21 protein-coding genes are annotated in these 21,197 nt (G+C 48.4%); 13 read left to right on the plus strand and 8 right to left on the minus strand.

The genetic code is table 11. The features are described from left to right. Positions 1-156: 156 nt before the first annotated feature. Entirely contained in the window at positions 157-1,113 is a 957-nt protein-coding gene (locus FQV30_RS01480) for a sugar-binding transcriptional regulator (RefSeq protein ID WP_146498374.1), read from the plus strand. A gap of 135 nt (positions 1,114-1,248) precedes the next feature. Here FQV30_RS01480 and FQV30_RS01485 read toward each other — a convergent pair whose 3' ends face one another. Then, positions 1,249-2,115 carry a LysR family transcriptional regulator gene (locus FQV30_RS01485; protein WP_146498375.1) on the minus strand — a complete coding sequence of 289 codons (867 nt, stop codon included), beginning with the start codon at positions 2,113-2,115 and terminating at the stop codon, positions 1,249-1,251. Positions 2,116-2,323: 208 nt separating this feature from the next. Here FQV30_RS01485 and FQV30_RS01490 point away from each other — a divergent pair, with 208 nt between their 5' ends. Next, a complete protein-coding gene (locus tag FQV30_RS01490) occupies positions 2,324-3,217 on the plus strand; it encodes a DMT family transporter (RefSeq protein ID WP_146498376.1) in 894 nt (297 codons plus the stop codon). A 131-nt stretch (positions 3,218-3,348) separates the two neighbouring features. Here the strand turns inward: FQV30_RS01490 and FQV30_RS01495 are convergent, their stop codons facing one another. Beyond that, a complete protein-coding gene (locus FQV30_RS01495; protein WP_146498377.1) occupies positions 3,349-3,894 on the minus strand; it encodes a prolyl-tRNA synthetase associated domain-containing protein in 546 nt (181 codons plus the stop codon). A 905-nt stretch (positions 3,895-4,799) separates the two neighbouring features. Between FQV30_RS01495 and FQV30_RS01500 the strand changes: the two genes are divergently transcribed. The 6 genes from FQV30_RS01500 to FQV30_RS01525 all read left to right on the plus strand — a co-directional run bounded on the left by FQV30_RS01500 (position 4,800) and on the right by FQV30_RS01525 (position 8,789). Further along, positions 4,800-5,234: a transcriptional regulator GutM gene (locus FQV30_RS01500; RefSeq protein WP_146498378.1), complete on the plus strand. Its 435-nt coding sequence runs from the start codon at positions 4,800-4,802 to the stop codon at positions 5,232-5,234. A gap of 12 nt (positions 5,235-5,246) precedes the next feature. Continuing rightward, entirely contained in the window at positions 5,247-5,807 is a 561-nt protein-coding gene (gene srlA, locus FQV30_RS01505; protein ID WP_146498379.1) for a PTS glucitol/sorbitol transporter subunit IIC, read from the plus strand. Further along, entirely contained in the window at positions 5,808-6,839 is a 1,032-nt protein-coding gene (srlE, locus tag FQV30_RS01510) for a PTS glucitol/sorbitol transporter subunit IIB (protein ID WP_146498380.1), read from the plus strand. It abuts the gene before it with no gap. A 24-nt stretch (positions 6,840-6,863) separates the two neighbouring features. Beyond that, complete coding sequence (locus FQV30_RS01515) at positions 6,864-7,229, plus strand: PTS glucitol/sorbitol transporter subunit IIA (RefSeq protein ID WP_146498381.1); 366 nt, start codon at positions 6,864-6,866, stop codon at positions 7,227-7,229. 64 nt (positions 7,230-7,293) lie between these two features. Next, positions 7,294-8,091, plus strand: coding sequence for an SDR family oxidoreductase (locus tag FQV30_RS01520; RefSeq protein ID WP_146498382.1), 798 nt, complete (start codon positions 7,294-7,296; stop codon positions 8,089-8,091). Between the two features lie 20 nt (positions 8,092-8,111). After that, the gene (locus tag FQV30_RS01525) at positions 8,112-8,789 is read left to right on the plus strand and encodes a transaldolase family protein (RefSeq protein ID WP_146498383.1); all 678 of its coding nucleotides are present in this window, start codon (positions 8,112-8,114) and stop codon (positions 8,787-8,789) included. A 196-nt stretch (positions 8,790-8,985) separates the two neighbouring features. On the opposite strand, the gene FQV30_RS01530 is transcribed toward FQV30_RS01525, so the two are convergent. From FQV30_RS01530 to fdhF, 6 genes are all read right to left on the minus strand, one after another. Further along, positions 8,986-10,068 (minus strand): hypothetical protein, encoded by a 1,083-nt coding sequence (locus FQV30_RS01530; protein WP_146498384.1) that lies wholly within the window; start codon positions 10,066-10,068, stop codon positions 8,986-8,988. Then, a complete protein-coding gene (locus tag FQV30_RS01535; protein ID WP_146498385.1) occupies positions 10,049-10,573 on the minus strand; it encodes an RNA polymerase sigma factor in 525 nt (174 codons plus the stop codon). The genes FQV30_RS01530 and FQV30_RS01535 overlap by 20 nt, the downstream gene beginning before the upstream one ends. Before the next feature lie 265 nt (positions 10,574-10,838). Then, a complete protein-coding gene (locus FQV30_RS01540; RefSeq protein ID WP_255473351.1) occupies positions 10,839-11,054 on the minus strand; it encodes a hypothetical protein in 216 nt (71 codons plus the stop codon). A gap of 77 nt (positions 11,055-11,131) precedes the next feature. Then, entirely contained in the window at positions 11,132-11,785 is a 654-nt protein-coding gene (locus FQV30_RS01545; RefSeq protein ID WP_186725492.1) for a Bax inhibitor-1/YccA family protein, read from the minus strand. A 167-nt stretch (positions 11,786-11,952) separates the two neighbouring features. Further along, complete coding sequence (locus tag FQV30_RS01550; RefSeq protein ID WP_146498388.1) at positions 11,953-12,435, minus strand: helical membrane plugin domain-containing protein; 483 nt, start codon at positions 12,433-12,435, stop codon at positions 11,953-11,955. Positions 12,436-12,453: 18 nt separating this feature from the next. Next, the gene (gene fdhF / locus FQV30_RS01555; RefSeq protein ID WP_146498389.1) at positions 12,454-15,378 is read right to left on the minus strand and encodes a formate dehydrogenase subunit alpha; all 2,925 of its coding nucleotides are present in this window, start codon (positions 15,376-15,378) and stop codon (positions 12,454-12,456) included. 177 nt (positions 15,379-15,555) lie between these two features. On the opposite strand from fdhF, the gene fdhD reads away from it, so the two are divergent. From fdhD to FQV30_RS01580, 5 genes are all read left to right on the plus strand, one after another. Next, the gene (gene fdhD, locus FQV30_RS01560) at positions 15,556-16,392 is read left to right on the plus strand and encodes a formate dehydrogenase accessory sulfurtransferase FdhD (protein WP_146498390.1); all 837 of its coding nucleotides are present in this window, start codon (positions 15,556-15,558) and stop codon (positions 16,390-16,392) included. Positions 16,393-16,505: 113 nt separating this feature from the next. Continuing rightward, a complete protein-coding gene (locus tag FQV30_RS01565; RefSeq protein ID WP_146498391.1) occupies positions 16,506-17,177 on the plus strand; it encodes a GntR family transcriptional regulator in 672 nt (223 codons plus the stop codon). Between the two features lie 167 nt (positions 17,178-17,344). After that, positions 17,345-18,448, plus strand: a complete 1,104-nt coding sequence (locus FQV30_RS01570; RefSeq protein WP_146498392.1) for a tartrate dehydrogenase — start codon at positions 17,345-17,347, stop codon at positions 18,446-18,448. A gap of 113 nt (positions 18,449-18,561) precedes the next feature. Beyond that, complete coding sequence (locus tag FQV30_RS01575) at positions 18,562-19,929, plus strand: 2-hydroxycarboxylate transporter family protein (RefSeq protein WP_146498393.1); 1,368 nt, start codon at positions 18,562-18,564, stop codon at positions 19,927-19,929. Between the two features lie 96 nt (positions 19,930-20,025). After that, entirely contained in the window at positions 20,026-21,189 is a 1,164-nt protein-coding gene (locus FQV30_RS01580) for a glycerate kinase (RefSeq protein ID WP_146498394.1), read from the plus strand. The last annotated feature ends 8 nt before the right edge of the window (positions 21,190-21,197 follow it).

Here is a 21,197-nt window from a genome sequence, read left to right on the forward strand (position 1 = left end):
AAAGTTTTTGGGGTAGAGTTAGCAGTTGCTATTAACATTTCCAAAGAACTTTCACCTTTAGGCAAGCTATTGACACGTACAAATACACCCTATACACTGAAAGCATTTACACGACATATGTGCACTGTTTGATTATATGTGCAAAGGAGTGGTCACTTGAACTGGGAAGAAGAACGGTTGCTGTATAAAATTGCAAAGCTATATTACGAGGAAGACTATACGCAGGCGCAGATATCCAAAGAATTAGGCATTTACCGCACGACTATAGGCAGAATGCTGAAGAAAGCAAAAAAAGAAGGAATCGTAAAAATAGAAGTAAAGAGCAAAGTGAATGAACAAATCGAAATTGAAGAGAAAATAAGAAGTCACTTCGGTATGAAAGAGATTGTAATTGTTCCTTCAAGCCATGCTTCGACTCGTTTTGAAGTTGAAGGAATGATAGGGCGGGCTTGTTCCGAACTCCTGAACCGCATCGTCAATGATAAGGACATCATTGGTTCGGCTTGGGGGACGACTCTAGGGAATATGGTTTCCCGTTTAACAGACATCGCTCCCAAAAACGTGGAGTGTGTTCCTCTTGTCGGAGGACCGGGGGAAATGGACGTAGAATACCACGTCAATGCCATTGTCTATAAGCTGGCAGAAATTTTCGGCGGCAAATCTTATTTTATCGATGCGGCAGCAGTCTACAGATCGAGCGAAACGACGAAGGAAATCCTGGAAGCGAGTTTCATGAAAAAGATTTTAGAGCTGTGGGAAAACCTTACGGTAGCAATTGTCGGAATCGGCTCGCAAACAAGCTCCTCTAATATGGTATGGAGCGGCATTCTTGGAGAGTCGGATCAGCAATTATTGGAAAGCCGCCACGTGGTCGGGGACATCTGTTCACGGTTTTATACCTTGTCCGGTGAATTGATTGAATCTCCGCTTTCCGACAGAACCATTTCGATTCAATTGGAAAAACTAAAGGAATTGAATTATTCCATCGGGGTTGCCTATTCAAGGGATAAAGCTGAGTCGATCATCGGCGCAATGCGCGGGAAGTTCATCAATGTACTCATTACCGATGAAGAAACCGCCGCTGAAATCCTTAAAGCTATGGAAAATCATTGAATGAAGGATATGTAATGTGAATTTTGCTGATGATGTCTGTGAAATTATGGCCATTTTAAAGGAAGGGAGGAAGCTGGATATCCAGTTTCCTCCCTTCCTTTTGTTCGTTTGCGTATATTTTCATCGTTAAAACTATTAATATCGCCTGAAGGATAAATACTCCATAAATCTCTTGGCTGCACGGGAAAGAGATTTTTGCTCTCTCATTCCAATGCCGATATCCCTATAGGCTGGAACTTCAAGCTCTTTTGCAACAATCCGGTAAGGAATGCGCTGCAAAATCAGCTCCGGCAATATACTGATGCCCAGCCCGTTTTCCACCATGGACATAATGGCATAGTCATCCCATGTGGTGAAATGAACTTCCGGTGAAATCCGGTGCTTCTCAAAAATTTCGGCAATTTCGGCTTTGGCCCCTTTTTCGAGCAGCATGAACGGGCTTTTCGTCAGTTCGCTGATGGGGAACTTCCCGCAATCCGCCATCGGATGGTCTTCGGGAATTACCACCAGCAGCCGGTCTTTTTCCAGCAGGACGGTTTCAAGTTCAGCTGTTGCCGGAAGCCGCAAAAAACCGAAGTCAACGCGCCCCTCTAAGATCCAGCCTTCAATTTCTGTATAGTCTCCGAGCAACAGTTCAAAATCCATTTTGGGATAGTCCTTCTTGAAAATCTTGATGATGTTCGGGAGCCAATGGGTGGCGGCACTGGAAAATGTCCCGATCCGAATGACGCCGGACTGCATATCATGGAGTTCTTCTATCTGCCTCTTAAGGATTTCCTGCTCATTGCAGATCCGCTTCAATTGGGGCAATAGCTTGATGCCATCAGAGGTCAAGCGGATGCCTTCCCGCCCCCGTTCAAAAAGGAAAACATCCCAATCCTTCTCCAGATCATGGATCATGCGGCTGATTCCCGACTGCGTATAATTTAAGCTTTGCGCCGCTTTAGTGAAGCTGCCATATTCTGCAGCCTTCACAAATGCCAAGTACTTCTGCAGATTCACTCGCTTCTTCCTCCATTCCATTTTGTAATGCAACCTATGACAAACATTCGTTTTTGTAATGGTTACATCCATGATATTTTATGAGTAGGAAAAATACAAATAAGAAAAAGTAATCATTTTTCCACTGGTACTTATCGAATGATGCTTCCAAAAGCGGATGCGCATTCCATCCAGCGTCAAGCGGTTCGAGAGCGAGGAGGAGCAGAAAATGAAATCTGAAGTTCAATTTATCCTGTCGATGGTGATATTTGGTACGATAGGTGTTTTTGTAAGATATATCGAGCTTTCTTCAAGTGAAACGGCCTTGCTCAGCAGTTCGATCGGCTGCCTGTTTTTAATGTTCGTCTTTTTCTTGATGAAAGGATCAATTCCGTGGAAACGGGTGAAAGCCAATGCAGCGATACTCTTATTTTCGGGCATCGCATTGGGCGGCAACTGGATTTTCCTTTATAAATCGTATGAATACACCACCATCACGAACGCCACACTGGGGTATTACTTTGCGCCTGTGTTTGTCATGCTTCTCTCGCCCCTTATCCTTAAGGAAAACTTGCCAGCCAAAAAGGTTGTTTGCATCGGCGCAGCGGTATTGGGCCTGATATTGATAGTGGGCAACGGCTTTAGTGCAGCCGGAACAGGGGATGTAATCGGCATCTCGTTCGGGTTAACGGCCGCTGCATTCTATGCAGCCTTAATGTTATTGAATAAATTTATCCGGGGCCTGGCCAAACTGGAAATCACCATCATACAGCTTGGAGTGACGGCGCTTCTTCTCCTGCCGTATGTGCTTTTTACCGAAGGGGTCAGCATTCTTGAAGTGTCTCCTTCCTCCATTCCATTCATCTTGATACTAGGAATCGTGAACACGGGAATCGGATTCTGGCTGTTTTTCTCCGGCATGCAAAAGCTAAAGGGACAGAGCATTGCAATGCTCAGCTATGTCGATCCTTTTGTGGCAATTCTGATTTCCTGGCTCATCCTGCAAGAACAGATGACCATTGTCCAGATGCTCGGCGGCGTCCTGCTTTTAGGCTCCACATTCATCAGCGAAAATCAATCCATCCAGTTTACGAAACGCTTTATGAACGCATCTGCCAAGTGATATGAAAAGGCTGCAGCAAAAGGTGCCCAAACAGTAAAAGAAGCTGTCCCATGTGGATTTCCGGGGACAGCTTCTTCCGTTGTGAGTTAGTCCATGTTTTTTTAAGAGACGCTCTTTTCTTGGTTCTTTTTCTATATTTTATAGGGGATGACGACCGGAATGTGCTTAGCGGAAGGAAGGAAAATATCGATGATTTCCTTTGTTTTGACTTTCATATATCCGGTTGTGGTTCCGTCACTGCATCCATACCATTCTTCCAAAAGGATTTCCTCATCAACCACAACTTGCACAAGTTCATCGTTATCCATCAAAACGCCAAATACAGTGGCGGCGCCAACTTTCGTTCCCAATATACTTTCCATCATTTCCGCAGGGGCAAAAGATACGCGCGAAATGCCAAGTGCATTGCTGAAGTTTTTTGATTTGAAGGGTTTTGCAGCAGCAGTGATAAACAAATAAAATTCTGTCTTTTGACTGTTGCAAAGGAAAAGCGTTTTTACCATTTTCATATTCAATTTTTGATTGATTTCGATACACTCTTCCATTGAAATCGCTTCGTCGGTATCCACCCGTTCAAAAAAAATATGCAGCTTTGCCAGTGTTTCGTAAACCATTTTTTGCAAGGGAGATTTATAGTCGGTCGGCGCTGTTTCCAGAATATCGCTTACAAAAAACAAGGAGATCCACCTTTCTTAACTTGAAATTTCTATTAATAGAAACGTAACACAGCCTTATGTATAACAAAAACGAATCTTTGTCATATTGCCTATGACAAAAACGGATGTACAGGAGGCCTGATATTTACATAAGATGCAAAAGATATTTTTAAGAAAATATCTGGACAGTCCATGATCCAAAAAAGAACGGGCAGCTTGATTTTGAAAATCACATGGCCCTTTTTTAGAAGACTGATGCATTCTGATGCAGCTTTCTATCGCTCGAAATTATGGTTCCCCAACGATTACACAGGCATAAAACATCATCACTGCAAATCTTGAAATCAGAGGCTGGAAAGGAATTCGATGCCAATTCCTTTTCAGTCTTTTTTTGTTAATGGGTGCTTTTTAGAAAGGTTTTTGTTTAGGAAATATTCATCTGCAGTAATCTTAATCGTCCCAAAACTTTGAAAGCGGCATTTATTTTTCAGATAAATGATTGACAACTCCATAATCACCCTATAAACTGAAAGCACTTACATCACATATGTGCATGTATTGCTCATATGTGCAAAAGAGAAGGAGGATGGAAGAGGAAGGATAACAGCCGCTATATGAAAGCGCAAAAAGAAAGCGCTATAAAAAATAAGCAACAAGCAGATTGAACGAGCGAATTGAAGTTGAAGAGAAAATAAGAAGCTGCTTCGTATGAAAGGAATCTCGGCTTTCCGACAGAACCGTTTCAATTCATTCGGTAAAACTGAAGGAATGGAATTGTTCCAGCGGAGTTGCTTACTGAAAAAAATAAAGCCGAGCCATCGGTGCAAGGTGCGAAAAGTGGATCAATGTACTCCTTACAGGTGAAGAAACTACAGCAGAAATTATTAAAGCCATGGATATCCAGTAAGAGAAAGTAGGAATTAGCGATGGAAATTTTATTGATAATGGTCGCCATTATGGTTGCTTGGGTGCTTCAAACTTTTCTAGGGACTTATCAGTTGAAGGACTTCAACAAAAACTATTCGGCGCTGCGTGCTTCCGGCCCCGTCTCTATCGGGCGCTCCAAAGGAATAGTGCGCACGGGTGTTGTTCTTTTGATGTCTTTGGACAAGGATAAAAAAATAATGGATGCAAGGAAAATGCAGGGCTTGACGATTTTTGCAAAGTTTAAACGTTTCTCTTTGCTGGAAAATCAGTCTTTGCTCAACATCGATCCCGAAGTTTATCAGCAGTTGGATCGCTTCACACAGAAAGCGTTCGACGAAGCAGTGGAAATTTACAAGAAGGTTGCCAGAGGAGAAGAAATCCCTGCCTCTAAAAGCCCGCTTGGAGAATTGGTTTCTGGATTCAGAAAAAATTAGGAGGTATGGAATATGGATCTATTAGTAAGGTTAGCAGAAGGATTTATCGGTCTCTTTGAACAAGGTGGAGAAGTGTTTACCGGATTTGTCACAGGAATCATCCCGCTTTTGATCGTATTATTAGTGGCGATGAACGCAGCCATCCGATTGATCGGGGAAGAGCGCATCAACAAGTTGGCCATGGCATCGTCAAAAAACATTTTCCTGCGTTACTTGGTATTGCCGTTTGTAGGCACGTTTTTCTTGCTGAATCCCATGACCTTATCTCTCGGACGTTTTTTGCCGGAAAGATACAAGCCAGGATATTATGCATCAGCAAGTTATTCATGCCACTCGATGAATGGATTGTTCCCTCACGTCAACCCGGCAGAACTTTTCGTTTTCCTCGGGATTGCAGCAGGCATCACTCAACTTGGCCTTTCAACAGGAGAGCTGGCTATCAGATATTTACTGGTCGGTATGGCTACGAACATGCTTAGAGGATGGGTTACAGACTTATGCGTAGCGTATGTAGAAAGACAACAGGGCATCAAACTTTCGAAAGAATTAGTTGAAAGAAAGGAAGCGGCTTAAATGGGCGAATATAAATCGGTTGTTGTAAAAGCTGGAAGCGGCGGATTTGGCGGACCTTTGCATGTAACGGTCAATGACAAAAAAAATAAGATAGTCAATATTACTGGAGGAACCATGTCCTCTGTTGCACAAAGAATAGCGGAGGTAAGTGGCGGGGAGCTAGTAGATGGCTTCCGAACTTCCGTCCCTGAAGATGAAATTGCTTGTGTAATCATTGACTGCGGCGGTACTTTGCGCGCCGGACTTTATCCGAAAAAGAGAATCCCAACTATCAATTTGATGGCGACAGGACAGAGCGGCCCGATGGCAAAATTCATCACTGAAGATATTTATGTGTCAGCAGTAAAACCTGAAAGCATTTCGATAGCGACTGAAAGCGCTAATGAAAGTGCACAAGAAAGTACAAAAGAAACAAACGTCGAAGCGGCGACCGAGAAGTTGGAAGAGACAGGGCAAGCACGAAAGTATGACACTTCAAAAAAAATCACGCAGCAATCCCAAGGAAACATCATGGCAAAAGTGGGCCAGCTCATGGGCGGTGTGGTCAGCGTCTTTTATCAAGCAGGGCGTGACGCCATTGATACTGTTCTTAAAACGATTTTGCCGTTCATGGCGTTTGTGGCCATGCTGATCGGTGTCATCTTAGGGACTGGAATTGGGGATGTCATCGCTAATTTCCTTTCTCCTTTAGGCAGCAGCGTCTGGGGCCTTATCGGTTTGGCTGCAATCGTATCGTTCCCCTTGCTTTCCCCTTTCCTGGGGCCTGGAGCAGTAATTGCACAGGTTATCGGTACATTGATCGGCGTAGAGATCGGCCGAGGAAACATTCCACCTCAATATGCATTGCCGGCGTTATTTGCCATTAATGCACAAGCGGCAGCAGATTTTGTACCTGTAGGGCTTGGTCTGGCAGAAGCGGAACCACAGACAGTCGAAGTAGGAGTGCCTGCAGTATTATACGGCAGATTCCTAACAGGAGCGCCGACGGTATTCATTGCTTGGCTTGCAAGTTTTGGTATGTACGATTCATAAAATTTATAAAGGTGGATAAAACACATGACAAAGACAATCTATAACACAGTAGTAACTAAACTTGGCGAATCCGTAAACGAGTTTTTGGAGCAAGGAATGCTCATCACATTCAAAGACAATGCCCCTGAAGAACTGGCTGAATTCTGCATTCTCCATTCGGAAAACGACTTGAAGGAGAACATTGAAGTGGGGGACACGCTTTTCATCGGCAATGATTCCTACCGCATCATCGGGGTAGGAGAAGCAGTTAACAAGAACTTGAAATCGCTGGGACACATCACATTTGATTTTAATGGCACTGAAGAAGTTGAACTTCCTGGTACTCTAGCGCTTGAAAACAAAGAAATCAGCCAAATCAAAGTCGGGGACGTTATAAAGGTGGAACGGTAATAAAGAGATAGTGGAATAAGAATAAAATTGCCTCTTCAAAAGGGGCGGGATGGAGTGTGGACAAATGGTGAAAACAGGAATTCGATTGGATGGAAAAGTAATTATTATTACAGGCGGTAACTCGGGCATTGGAGAGCAGATCGCCAAGCAATTGCAAAAAAGCGGAGCCAGTGTGGTTGTTGCTGATTTGAACGTAGAGACGGGGCTTCGGGAAGACGAAGTTTTCACAGTCCAATGCAATGTAACGAACAAGGAAAGTGTAGATAGCTTGGTCGATCTGACATTGGAAACTTACGGGAAAATTGATGGCCTGGTAAATAATGCAGGCGTCAACCTTCCGCGTCTTCTAGTTGATGCAAGAGGGGAAAAACCTGAATATGAGCTGAACGAAAAAGATTTCGACTTTATGGTAGCGGTAAATCAAAAGGGTCCTTATCTTTGTGCCCAAGCGGTCGCCAAACATATGGTGAAACAAAAAGGCGGCGTGATTGTCAACATGTCCTCTGAATCAGGAGCAGAAGGTTCTGCTGGACAAAGCTGCTACTCCGCAACAAAAGGCGCATTGAATGGTTTTACAAGATCTTGGGCTAAAGAACTTGGGAAATACGGGGTCCGTGTTGTAGGCGTTGCACCGGGCATCATGGAAAAAACAGGATTGCGGACAGACGCTTACAATGAAAGCTTGGCCTACACTAGAAATGTTGCGGTCGAACAACTGGACGGCAACTATGCAAGCACCATCCCTCTAGGTCGGCCGGGCGGTTTAGAGGAACTGGCGGATTTGGTCAATTACCTGCTTTCTGATTACTCGACCTATATAACTGGCACTACCATCAACATTTCGGGAGGCAAATCCCGCTAATTACCGGAGGGAAATGACCATTGAAAATTTATATCGATTCTGCGAATGTAAAAAGCATCGAGCGATTGACTGAGTACTTTCCTGTGGCAGGGGTTACAACAAATCCAACCATTCTAGTAAATGAGAAAAAACCTTATTTGCCCTTGCTGAAAGAAATCCGGGGGGTTATTGGCGGCGACAAAGCTTTGTTTGTACAAGCGATAGGAAACAAAGCCGAGGATATTGTCAAAGAAGCGGAATTTCTTGCAGAGCAATTACCGGGCAAGACCATAATAAAGATCCCTGTCACCGATGAAGGGGTCAAGGCCATCAAATTGCTTGCCCAGGAACAGATTGAGACCTTGGCAACTACTATCTATACCCCTTTTCAAGCAGTGCTAGCTGCACTCGCTGGTGCCAGTTATGTTGCGCCGTATGTGAATCGGATAGAAAATCTGGGTGGCAACGGGGTGGGAGTCACTGCTGAGATTGCCCAACTCCTTCAAGCGCACGGCTTGAACTGCGAAATTATTGCTGCGAGTTTTAAAAACATCCATCAAGTCCAAAGCGTCTTTCTTTCAGGGGCAGAGTCAGCGACCGTTTCCCCCGATCTTATCGAAAAAATGATAGAATTTCCTTCGACTGCAACAGATGTAGCCGATTTTAAAAAGCAATGGCAAGGTGCTTACGGAGAAAATTGCGAAACCATCATCGACTGAACGGATCAAAAGGTTAGGGTGATCAGCAGGTCGTTCTGCTATTCAAAAGCTGAGCCCACCGCTATATGACAGTATAAAGGAAGGATTCTTGCTATAGAATCCTTCCTTTTCTTTTTCCTATGAAATTTTTATCACGGTCAGCTGAAGCAAGGTGGGATAAACAGTAAGTGCACTGGAATTATATTGATGGGAAAGTTCACTTAGCAGCATTCGTCACTTCCAGCAAAATCGTTTTTTCTTTGCTCAACAGTTGAATCCGGTAGTCGTCTTCTTGGATGGTGGATTTGATTTCGTTCGACTCGAGATATACACGAATGGCGGTGCTGATCTCTTTCAGAAGTTGTGGATCTGGCTGTTTTGGCAATGCCGTCTTGATCTGGACGTGCGTGACACCTTCTTCTACCTTATAGCTTAAACCTGTTGTGCCATAAATAGCTTTTCCTTCCATGGCTTCGAAAATATCGCTGGAAACAAAGGCCCAACGATCTTCTTGGCTGCGATGCGCTGCGTTGAAATAACGCAATTCAACCTTCTGGATATTCCACTTTTCTTTCTCGATATTGGCAAGGAGATACTCTTTGATTTCCTCAATTTCCTTTACTTGGTCCGGCATATTCACTTCCAGGGTGTTGAAGAGCTTTCCTTCCTTGATGCTGTAAGTGGGTTGGCCGGCCAAATCGGGATAGCCATAGGCCGAAAAGGCTTCGCTGATCAGCGGTTCAACATTGATTTCCCCTCGGCTTGTATCCGAAGGCGGGTCTTCCCCTTCCTGCATTACAGTCAGATCCAATTGATACTGGTCGATGCCCTCTTCGGCAAGGAGCTCGTGGATCGCCGGTTCAACGGCTTCTTCCATTTCCGAAAGACTCATTTCCTCTTTAGTGAAAGCCAGTTGGACGGTAAACGGGTCTGGCGTTATGCCGACTGCTGAAACAGGATAGCCGCTTTCCTCAGCAGCCTGCATGATTTTTTCGGATAAACTATCGCCAGCCGACTCGGATGGCGCAATTATGAGCGGCAGAATTCTTTCCGCGAATGAAGCCATCGCCGGAGAGTAAAAAGGGGAAGTTCCCAGTAATAGCAGCATGGCCGCAGCTGCCGCAAGCCTTATTCTCATTCGGGAAGTCCCAAGTTTTCTTTTCCGTTTTGGTTCGCCGGCCTTCTCACTTTCCATAAGAATCCGGTCCCGTAACTGTCCATGGCGGGATGGTTCCATTCTGAGCTGGCCGTCCAAGTTCTTAAGCATGTCTTTCAGCTCGTTATCGCGCAATGGCGTCATAGTCAAAACCCCCTTTTACCAGTTCGGTTTTCAGTTCTTTCAAAGCCCTTGCCAAGTTGCTTTTCACTTTGCTTTCGGACCAGCCTAAAATTTCCGCCGTCTCTTTTGTCGAGAATTCCTTCAGCATGCGTAAAGTCGTGACTTGGCGATATGTAGGTTTCAACTTTTTGAGGGAATAAAAGAGAGCCTCCTCCTGTTCACCCATCTCCATCAATTGGGAAGGGAGGGGAGAAGAATCAGGTTCGGTTAACGGCAAGTTGAAATAATGCGTCAACGGATTTTTCTTTCGAAAATGATCTTTGGTCGTGTTTTGGGCGATACGGAACAGCCATGTTCGACTGCTTGATTGGTATTGGAATTGAGTGAAATGCCGATAAGCTTTCACGAATGTTTCTTGCGTCAAGTCTTCGGCCAGCTGGTAATCCCTCACCATCATGAAGATGTAAGTAAAGACAGCTTCTCCATGGTCGTCATACCAATCTGCTAAGGTTTCGCTGGTTTTCAATGATTTTTCTCTCCTTTCCTACTAACTTAGACGCAAAGCGGAAAAATCGGTCGCACAATTGGAAAGTTTTTCTATTGCTGATCGGCCTGTTTATGGGGCGGTTCCTGTCATCAATGACGGGTTTACATATAGCCGCTCATCAATAGCTGCATATAAGAAACCCCAACAACCTTATAAGGATAGGTTTGTTGGGGTTTCTTCAATTCATTTGCAGGCCGGCTTTCCCAAGAGAGCTGGATCTGATTTTAAAAACAACATCGACTGCTTAAAAGCCTCTCTGTTTCAAATAGTCTTCTCTGGCCTGTTTGGCTTTATCCGGTTTGGGCTCATCTTTCAATAGCCTCTTATGGAGATCGTTCAACAGATATACCCCTCTGAATAAGGTGCCTGAAATGATGCCGAAAGCGAGCAAGCCGCCAGCCATCGGCCCCGTCAAAAGCAGCAGGTAGCCTAAAATGGCCGATAAAACTATTGATAGCATCAATTGCAATGCAAGTCCCCCTTGATCCTATAAAAACAGCCCCTGACATTAGGGGCTGTCCCATTGGAAGCAGTTTATCAGTCTCTCGACAAGAACGATGTAAGGCGCAGGATATTCAAGAACAGATTCAGGAAATCCAGGTACAAGCCGATGGCCACGAACGGCACATCCTGTTCCGACATCGGCTGGTGCCGGATGCGGTTGAAATCATAGATCGTGTAGAGCGAGAACAGCAAGACGCCCGCCATCGAAAGGATCATCGCAAAGCCGCTTGAGAACGGAACGAAGAATCCGAAAAGCGAAATCACAAAAAAAGCGATCAATGCGACAAACAGGTAGCTCGACCAGCCGACCAGGTTTTTGTTCATGCGGTAGCCGACCAATCCGTATGCGGCAAAAACAACAGCGGTTGAAACGAATACTGCGAGGACGACTTCTCCGCCCAGGCTGCCTACGTAATACGTCAATGCAGGATAAAGCGTTATACCGCTGATCAAAGCGAAAATCATCGCAAATGTGCTGCCCGCTTTTCTCGCTTTCCGGATGAAAATCATGGAAATAAGGAGAACTACTTCAACGACCATCAATGGCAGCATCAAAGCAGGCGGCACGAATTGCCCTGCAATGACCCCGATCCCGGAGATTACCCATAGCACCGAGAAGAAACTCAAAACGCTCCTCAGCATTTCGTTGTTGGGCAGCTCTTTTTCTAATTCATATTGTGAATACATGTACATTTCCTCCTTTGTCTATAACTAGTATACGGTCATGGTGCCTTTTTAGATTCACCGGATCGAAAATTTTTTTCAGGAAATAAAGGGGTGGGAAAACAGGCTGCGGGTCCCTCGGTACGCAAAAAAACAGAGCCGATTCGGCTCTGTTTGGAGTGGCTATGCCTTTATTTCCGTCCAAGTTCCCGGCCCATGCCGCGCAAAAAATTGATTCCGAACTTGAGGGAGCGGTTGACGTCCGGGTCGCGGAGCGCTTTCACAAGGCCGAAGACGCCGATTTTTTTCGGATTGTCGCGATGCAGTTCCGCTTCGTCGAGTCCGCCTTTGACGCTGTCCATGAGGCGGGCCGTCGTGTTCGGGTCGATGGCGGTGACAACGGCCGCCGCTTTCATCGCGTTGTTGATGAGGTTGGTGACCGGTTCCCGGGAAGCTTGGTGGACGGCGATGCCCGTCAAATTTTCTCGCGCTTTCACCATCGCCCGCACCGCATCGAGTATACCGGCGTCGTTCAATTCACCGGTGATTTCCAGGATTTTATTGAGCGCCTGATCCTGCTGGACGAGCAGGGTTTCAAGTTCGCCCAGCTTTTTCTCTTTTTCCTCTTCCGGCGTCAGCTGCCGCTTGCTGATCTGTGTGATTGGCGTTGCCATCCTTATCACTTTCCTTCCTTATTGATCGGTCAGCGGCACATAGCCCGGGCGCTGCCATTTCCGTTGGACTTCCACTCCGCGCTGCGGCGTCCGTTTCTTGCCGCGCGGATTCGATTTCGAAACCGGGCTCTTGCCTTTTTTCTCGAGCAGTTCCAGGCGGACCTTCGTCTGTTTATAGGCAGGGGTATTGGTCCGGTGGTCGGTGGCCGGCCCGGTCAGGAAATTGATGGCCGTTTCCTTGTTGGTCGAGTGCATCGGCAGGAACAGTTCGTTGTCTTTCACCCGGTCAGTGACAAATGCCGGCACTTTCAGCGCTCCGTAAGGGGAGACGAGCCGTACGAGCGAGCCGTCTTCGATTCCGCGAATCTTCGCAAGTTCCGGCGACACCTCGACAAAGTTCTGCGGCATTTTCTGGTGGATGCCGCGCGATTTGTCGGACAGGTTGCCTTCATGGAACTGCTCAAGAAGCCGTCCGTTGTTGATATGCAGATCGAACTCCTCAGGGAAGACCACAGGCTCCACCCAGTCGGACAAGGCGAAACGTGCTTTCTTGTCCGGGAAGTTGAAGCCGTCGACGTACAGAAGCGGTGTGCTGGCACCGTCCAAACTGCCCCAAAGGAAGCTGTTCCAGCCTTCCAGCCCTTCATAGCTCGCCTGGGAGAAAATCGGCGTCAAACTCGCCATTTCAGCGAAGATGTCGCTTGGGTGGCTGTAGTTCCAGCCGGCGCCCATGCGGTTGGCGATTTCCTGGACGATCCACCAGTCGGGCTTGGAGTCCCCGAGTTCCGGCAGCGCCTTATACAAACGCTGCACGCGCCGCTCGGTGTTCGTGAACGTGCCGTCTTTTTCAAGCGACGGAGCAGCCGGCAGGATTACATCGGCGTACTGTGCCGTTCTTGAGAAGAAGATGTCCTGCACGACGAAAAAGTCCAGCTTCGCCAGCACTTCGTCCACATGGTTGGCATTGGCGTCGACAAGCGCCATGTCCTCGCCGACCAAATACATCGCCTTCATCTTGCCTTCCTCCACAGCCCGGAGCATCGAAACATTGTCATAGCCGGGCTTGGAATCGATCTTCACGCCGTATGCGCGCTCGAACTTTTCACGCGCCGCGTCATCCGACACGTGCTGGTAGCCAGGGAGCCATCCCGGCAATGACCCCATGTCGCAGGCGCCCTGGACATTGTTATGGCCGCGGAGCGGATATGCCCCGGCACCCGGACGGCGGTAGTTGCCTGTGGCAAGCAGCAGGTTGGAAATCGCGGCGGACGTGTCCGAACCGCCGGTGTTCTGGGTGACGCCCATGCCCCAAAGGATGCACGTGCCGTCCGCTTCATGGATGGCGTGCGCAATCTGGATCAGCGTTTCCTGCGGGATGCCGGTTTCCTGTTCCGCATAACTGAGTGTGTATTTCTTGAGCGCTTCTTTATATTCTTCGTAGAAATTGACATTTCCGCGGATGAACGCTTCATCATGCATCCCTGTATCGATCAGGTATTTGGTCACCGCCATCAGCCAGACCTGGTCGGTGCCTTGTTTCGGGCTGATGAAAAGGTCTGCGCGGTCGGCCATTTCGTTGCGGCGCAGGTCGGCGACAATCAGTTTCTGGCCGTGCAATTTATGCGCGCGCTTGATGCGGGTGGCAAGCACCGGATGGGCTTCCGCCGGGTTCGCCCCGACGATGATGACAAGCCCCGCTTTGCCGATATCCTTGATCGTCCCGGCGTCGCCGCCCATGCCGACCGTGCGGAACAAGCCGTCCGTTGCAGGGGACTGGCAGTAACGCGAGCAGTTGTCGATATTGTTCGTCTCGAACACTTGGCGCGCGATTTTCTGGAGCACGTAATTGTCTTCGTTGGTGATTTTTGATGATGAAATGACGCCGATGGCATCTTTCCCGTAATCGCGCTTATAGCCGCCAAGTTTGGAAGCGACCAGATCCAGCGCTTCCTCCCACGTGGCTTCGACAAATTCGTCGCCGCGCCGGATGAGCGGGGTGGTGATGCGCTTGTCGCTGTTGACAAAATCCCAGCCGAATTTCCCTTTGACGCATGTCGAAATCTGGTTTGCCGGCGCATCGGATACCGGCTGGATCTTCAGGATCTCGCGGTCTTTCGTCCACACTTCGAACGAACAGCCGACGCCGCAGAAAGTGCACACCGTCTTGGTCTTTTTCATGCGGGTGTGGCGCATCGCCGCTTCCGCATCGGAAATCGCAAGGATGCCGCTATAGCCGGGTTCCACATCTTTGACGAGGTCAATCATCGGATTCAGGATTTCCGGTTTCATGCCCGTCATGAAGCCCGCTTCGCCGAGCATGGTATTTTCCATGAGGGCGTTGCACGGGCAGACGGTGACGCAGTGGCCGCAGCTGACGCAAGATGAATCATTGATCTTCGCGCCGCCGTCCCAAAGTACGATCGGCCTGTCGCGTTCCCAGTCGATCGACAGCGTTTCGTTGACCTGCAGGTTCTGGCAGGCCTCCACGCACTGGCCGCAGGCGATGCACTGGTTCGGGTCGTAGCGGTAGAACGGGTTGGTGAAGTCCACGGCATCAGTCGAGCATTTCGGCTCGAACGGGTATTTCTGGTGTTCGATTTCCATCATGTCAACGGTGTTGTGCACCTTGCAGTTGCCGTTGTTGTTATCGCACACCGTACAGTAAAGCAGGTGGTTTTCGAGTATCCGGTCCATCGCTTCGGTCTGTGCCGCTTTCGCGCGGGTGGACCCGAGCTGGACGCTCATTCCATCCATAGCCTTGGCCGAACAGGTGCGCAGTAATTTGCCGTCCACTTCCGCGATGCATGTATCGCACGTCTGGATCGGGTCGACTTCGGGCATATAGCAGATCTGGGGGTGGGTGATGTTGTTCGCATTGACGACTTGGAGAATCGTCTGTCCGGGTTCAAAGTCAAAAGATGAACCGTTGATGATGATCGGCATGCCATTACCTCCTTTTAGTCACGTAAATGCCGGGATATCCGCCAAAACGGCAGCTGACGATTCTTGTATACCCCTGTTGTGTGGTAATATTATAATCAATTTAAGCGAGCCGAACAATTTATTTACGAAATAGTCAAAAAATATCGATGAATCTCCGGAAGGAAGGTGAAGTTGCCGATGGAACAGCATAAGGAACGGACCGTCACGCGCTTTGAAAACGGGGCGTTCACCGAGAAAAGGGACCGGGTTGTCATCGAAGAGCCCATCACCATCCATATCAATGGACGCGAATTCATCACCATCGTCTGCACGCCGGAGTGGGTCAAGGATATGGCGGTCGGCTTTCTGGCGTCTGAAGGCATCATCCCGAACCACCAGGACATCAAGGAAATCCGATTGGATGAAAAGGCGGGAATCGTCCACATCACGGCCGACAAAGTCTATCCGTTCTATGAACAATTGCAGAACAAGCGCTTTGTTTCATCGTGCTGCGGCATGAGCCGCCAAGGCTTCGTCTTTGCGCATGACGCCATCACCGCGAAGACGATGAAGGAAGCGCGGGTCAAGCTCACGCCGGAAGACTGTTTCCGGCTCATGCGGCAGATGGACGCCAGCGCCGAAACGTTCCGGAAAACCGGAGGCGTCCACAATGCGGCGCTTTGCAGCACGGACGGCTTTTTCCTGTCGCGCGTCGATATCGGCCGGCACAATGCGCTCGATAAAATTTACGGGCACTGCCTTAGAAACGGGATCCCTGTCCGCGATAAAGTCATTGTCTTCAGCGGCCGCATCTCATCGGAAATTCTCCTGAAAGTCGCGAAAATCGGCTGCGAAGTCATCCTCTCAAAATCCGCACCGACCGAGCTTGCCTTGGAACTTGCCGAAGAGCTCGGCATCACGGCGGTCGGTTTTATCCGCGGGGAGTCGTTCAATCTTTATACGCACCCCGAGCGGATTGCGGCAGGAAAAGCTGGCGGAAACCCGGATCTGCCGTCATCGAAACAGGAAATTTAACAGTGGGCCGGACAAGGAAAATATCAACATTTCCAATTTAAAGCAAGAATCGGCAAATTGGTTTAAACTGGACTGGAAGAACTTACTCGCAACTTACAGAAAAAGGTGAAATTATGAATGGTTTTATGATCGAAAAACCCGTTCCGTATTATGAACAATTCTATCATTCGATAAAAGCGATGATTTTCGAAGGGAAATTCAAACCAGGGGAAAGAATCGTGGAAACGCAGCTTGCTAAAGAATTCAATGTAAGCAAAAGCCCGATCAGGGAAGCGATTCGAATGCTCGTGCAAGAAGGCTTGATCGTCACGGATGAAAAATCAAGGATGGTCATCTACGAACCTACCTTGAAAGATGTGGAAGAAATCTATTTTTGCAGAAAAGCATTGGAATCATTTGCAGTACGGCTGATGATAGAAAAAGCGGCTGACAGTGAAATAGAGGAGATAGAAGAGCTTTTGCTGGAAACGGAAAAAGCGATCCGCGACGGGCAGGAAGACAAAGCAATAATTGATCTGAACGCATCTTTCCACAACTTGATCATTGAATTCACGAAAAACGAGCGGCTGAAAAAACAGATCAAAGACTTGAAAACCTTAATGTACTTTTTCCGAGTGATGAATTTTCAAGGCGGGCACCGGGCCGAAGATATTCTGAAACAGCATCGCGACATCTTTTACCATATCAAAAAAAGGGACCAAGAGAAGGCGGCCCAAGCGATGCTCGACCATCTGCAGCTGGATGTGGACCACTTGACCGAAGTTTTGGGCAAACCGACGAAATAAAAGCGCTGAGAAATTGGTTCAGCGTTTTTTTTTGCGCCGCAAAATAGTTAGAAATTTTAAAATAATCTATTGATTTTATTCTGCGCTTCTTGTAGTATTCAAATTAGAAGTTGGTCGACCGGATACAGTCGACTGAAAAGAACTGAAAATCAAAAAGGTGGGGTAGAATGAAAACTTTTAGAATCGCCAACATCCCTGGGGACGGAATCGGCAAGGAAGTCGTGCCGGCAGCAACGGAAGTTTTGAATGCGCTTGCAGAAGTGCATGGAGGCCTGAAATTCGAGTTTACCGAGTTTCCATGGAGCTGCGAGTATTACTTGGAGCATGGCCAGATGATGCCGGATGACGGCTTGGAGCAGTTGAAGGATTTCGACAGCATCTTCCTTGGCGCTGTCGGGAACTTGCAGCTTGTTCCCGACCACATCTCCTTATGGGGGCTGTTGATAAAAATTCGCCGCGAATTCGAACAGGTGATCAATATCCGCCCTGCAAAGCTGATGGACGGGGTCCGTTCTCCGCTGGTCAATCCTAAAGATTTCGATTTGATTGTAGTCCGGGAAAACAGCGAAGGGGAATACAGCTCCATCGGCGGGAACATCTACAAAGATGAAGATGAAATCGCCATCCAAAACGCTATTTTTTCAAGGAAAGCTTCAGAAAGAGCGATGCGCTATGCTTTTGAGCTGGCTGCCAAGCGAGGAAAGCACGTCACTAGTGCGACCAAATCAAATGGAATCATTTATTCGATGCCGTTTTGGGACAAGGTTTTCAAGGAAGTCTCGAAAGACTATCCGGAAATCACAACCGACTCACAGCATATCGATGCGCTTGCGGCGTTTTTTGTCACCCACCCGGACAAGTTTGATGTGGTCGTAGCAAGCAATTTGTTCGGCGATATTTTAACCGACCTTGGAGCGGCCATCATGGGAAGCATCGGCATTGCCCCGGCAGCCAATATCAACGTGAACGGAAAATACCCTTCCATGTTCGAACCGGTGCATGGGTCAGCGCCCGATATCCTCGGCAAAGGAATCGCCAATCCGATCGGGCAGATCTGGACGGCGAAAATGATGCTCGACCATTTCGGCGAAGAAGAGCTCGGAACCACATTGCTGGATATCGTGGAAAGCGTAACGAGGGACGGGTATTTGACCCCGGATATCGGCGGCACAAACACCACAAAAGAAGTGACGGACGAAATCATCAAGCGCATCAAGGATTTGGGGAAACTGAACGCGGACGAAGAAACGACCGGCTACTCGAAAGTATAAAATCAGGATATGAAGAATTGCATGGCAGGAGCAGAAGTTCTACCATGCGGTTCTTTGAATAAAATGTAAACGCTTTCTTAAAGTTTTGCATAAAACAAATAGGGGTGAAAAGAATGAGCAGTAACAATGTCCAAGAAATCGGCGGTATCAACGGAGTAGGCGAAAAGCGCAAAGGGTTGGGTTTAAGGGGCGTGAAGATTGCGGGAATCGAGGCTCCTGTATTTTTGGGAGTGGCGGCAATTGTATTGATCGGCATGTATATGGAACTGCTGCCGGAGAACATCGTAAGCGGCCTGGCAGTCACCATGGTTCTAGGCGGCCTGCTGATGTGGATCGGAAACAGCATACCGGTATTCGGAACGTTCGGCGGAGGTCCCATCCTTTGCATTTTGATCCCGGCCTTATTTCTGTACTGGGGGCTGATTCCGGAAAGTTTCGCGGTGCTGGCCGATAATTTCTACAATGAATGGGGCTTTGCGGAACTGGTCGTCACCGGTTTGATCGTCGGCAGCATCTTGAGCATGGACCGGAAAATGCTGATGAAGACAGGGCCAAGATTTTTCGTGCCGCTTCTGGGCGGGGTGTTTGCTGCTCTTCTTATCGGCGGAGCGGTCGGCCACTTGATCGGCTTCGGCTTCTCGGAAACGATTTTCTTTGTTGTCGGCCCGATCATGGGCGGCGGAATGGCCGCTGGCGCTGTGCCGATGGCCGAGATTTATGCAGCGAACGGCAGCGGGGATGCGGGCAGTTACCTTGCGCAGCTTGCTCCGGCTGTTATGGTCGGCAATATGGTCTGTATTCTGATTGCCGGGGGATTGAATGGTTTAGGGAAACGCAAAAAACCGCTTTCCACCAACTTTTCAGGAAATGGCAAACTTTTGAGAGCGGCAGAGGCGGGTGCAGAGGAAAAGGCCAAGGCGCAAAAAGAAAGCATCTTGCCGCTGTCATTAAGAAATCTGGCGGTCGGTTTGCTGATAGCTTCCGGGCTGTTCATTTTTGGTGAAATCATCAACTCATTTGTGCCAAGCCTTCACGCATATGTCTGGATCATTCTAGGGGCGGCGGCTTTGAAGCTTTTCAAAGTATTGCCGGAAAGCGTCGAGAAATCTTCGGAGGATTGGTACGACTTCATCTCCATGGCATGGGTTCCGGCTGTTCTGGTTACCATAAGCGCAGGAATGATCGATTTCAACAGTGTGCTGGGAATTGTCACAGACCCGAGCTACATCACCTTGACGATCCTGACAGTCGTGCTCGCTACATTAGGGGCCGGTTTTATCGGAACATTGGTCGGCTTCTATTTTGTCGAATCTTCCATTTCTGCGGGCCTTGGCATGGCGGACATGGGCGGCTCGGGGGATGTGGCGGTATTGAGCGCAAGCGAGCGGATGGGGCTTATGCCGTTCCTGCAGATTTCATCCCGCATAGGCGGCGCAATGATGCTGATCATCTTGTCGATCTTGGCGCCGTTGTTGATGTAAGTGAGGGAACCTTATAAAAATCCACAGCTCAAATCTTATTTTTAAGGTTTGGGCTTTTTTCATCACTTCAGTGATTCAGAAAGGAATGGTTTTGTCATGAAAGTGCTCGTTGCAATCGATTCCTTCAAGGGCAGCATTTCCTCCATCGAAGCCAGCAGAGCGATTTCCGAGGGCATCCAGGAAAGTTATCCCGATGCTGAGATCATCGCCCTGCCTTTGGCCGATGGCGGAGAAGGAACTGTTGAAGCCCTGCTGCAGGCAACAGGAGGAACGAAAATCGAAAGAAAGGTGAAAGGGCCCTTAGCCGCGGAAAAAACAGCGGTCTACGGCATCTTGGACGGCGGAAAAACAGCGGTGATAGAAGTGGCGGAAGCGTGTGGACTGGCGTTCGTTTCACCTGAGCAGCGCAACCCTCTTCTGGCGACTACATACGGCGTGGGTGAACTGATTGCAGACGCGATCGGGAAGGGGTGCCGCGACTTTGTCATCGGCCTCGGCGGCAGCGCCACGAACGATGGCGGCACCGGCATGCTGCAGGCGCTGGGATTCCGCTTTTTGGACGGGTCCGGCAATGAAACGGGGCTTGGGGGACAGGCACTGAAAAAGATCGCCGGGATCGACGGAAGCGGGGCAATGCCCGAATTGATGGAGTGCAATTTCAGGATCGCCTGTGATGTGAACAATGTACTTTATGGTCCGACGGGCGCGGCGCATATCTTTGGGCCGCAAAAAGGGGCGACTCCCGAGATGGTGGAAGAGCTTGATGAAGGGCTGCGGCATTTTGCGCAGATCGTTTTGGATCAACTGGGCATGGATCTTCAATCCATTGCCGGCGCAGGTGCAGCCGGAGGGCTGGGGGCCGCTTTTTCGGGCTTCCTGCGTTCGGAAATGGAGTCCGGGATCGATCTCATAATGGACATCACCGATATGGAGAAAAAAATGCAGGGCGCAGACATAGTGATCACAGGGGAAGGCAGATTGGATGACCAAACCGCCATGGGGAAAGCGCCTCTTGGAGTGGCCCGGCTTGCGGCATTGCATGGCATACCAGCAGTGGCGCTGGCGGGAGCGGTTTCGAAAGATGTCGGGGGATTGAACAGGCTCGGATTGACTTCGTGCTTCTCGATCATCAATTCACCAATGGCATTGGACGAAGCGATGAATCCCGAAGTGGCTTACAGCAACTTAAGAAGGACTGCATCTCAGCTGTTTCGCTTGATCCGAAGTGTAGCTGTTCCGGCAGGAAATCTGCAAAACTAAATCAAAGG

Origin of the sequence: Planomicrobium sp. CPCC 101110 (assembly GCF_007859395.1) — a bacterium.
Classification (GTDB): domain Bacteria; phylum Bacillota; class Bacilli; order Bacillales_A; family Planococcaceae; genus Planococcus.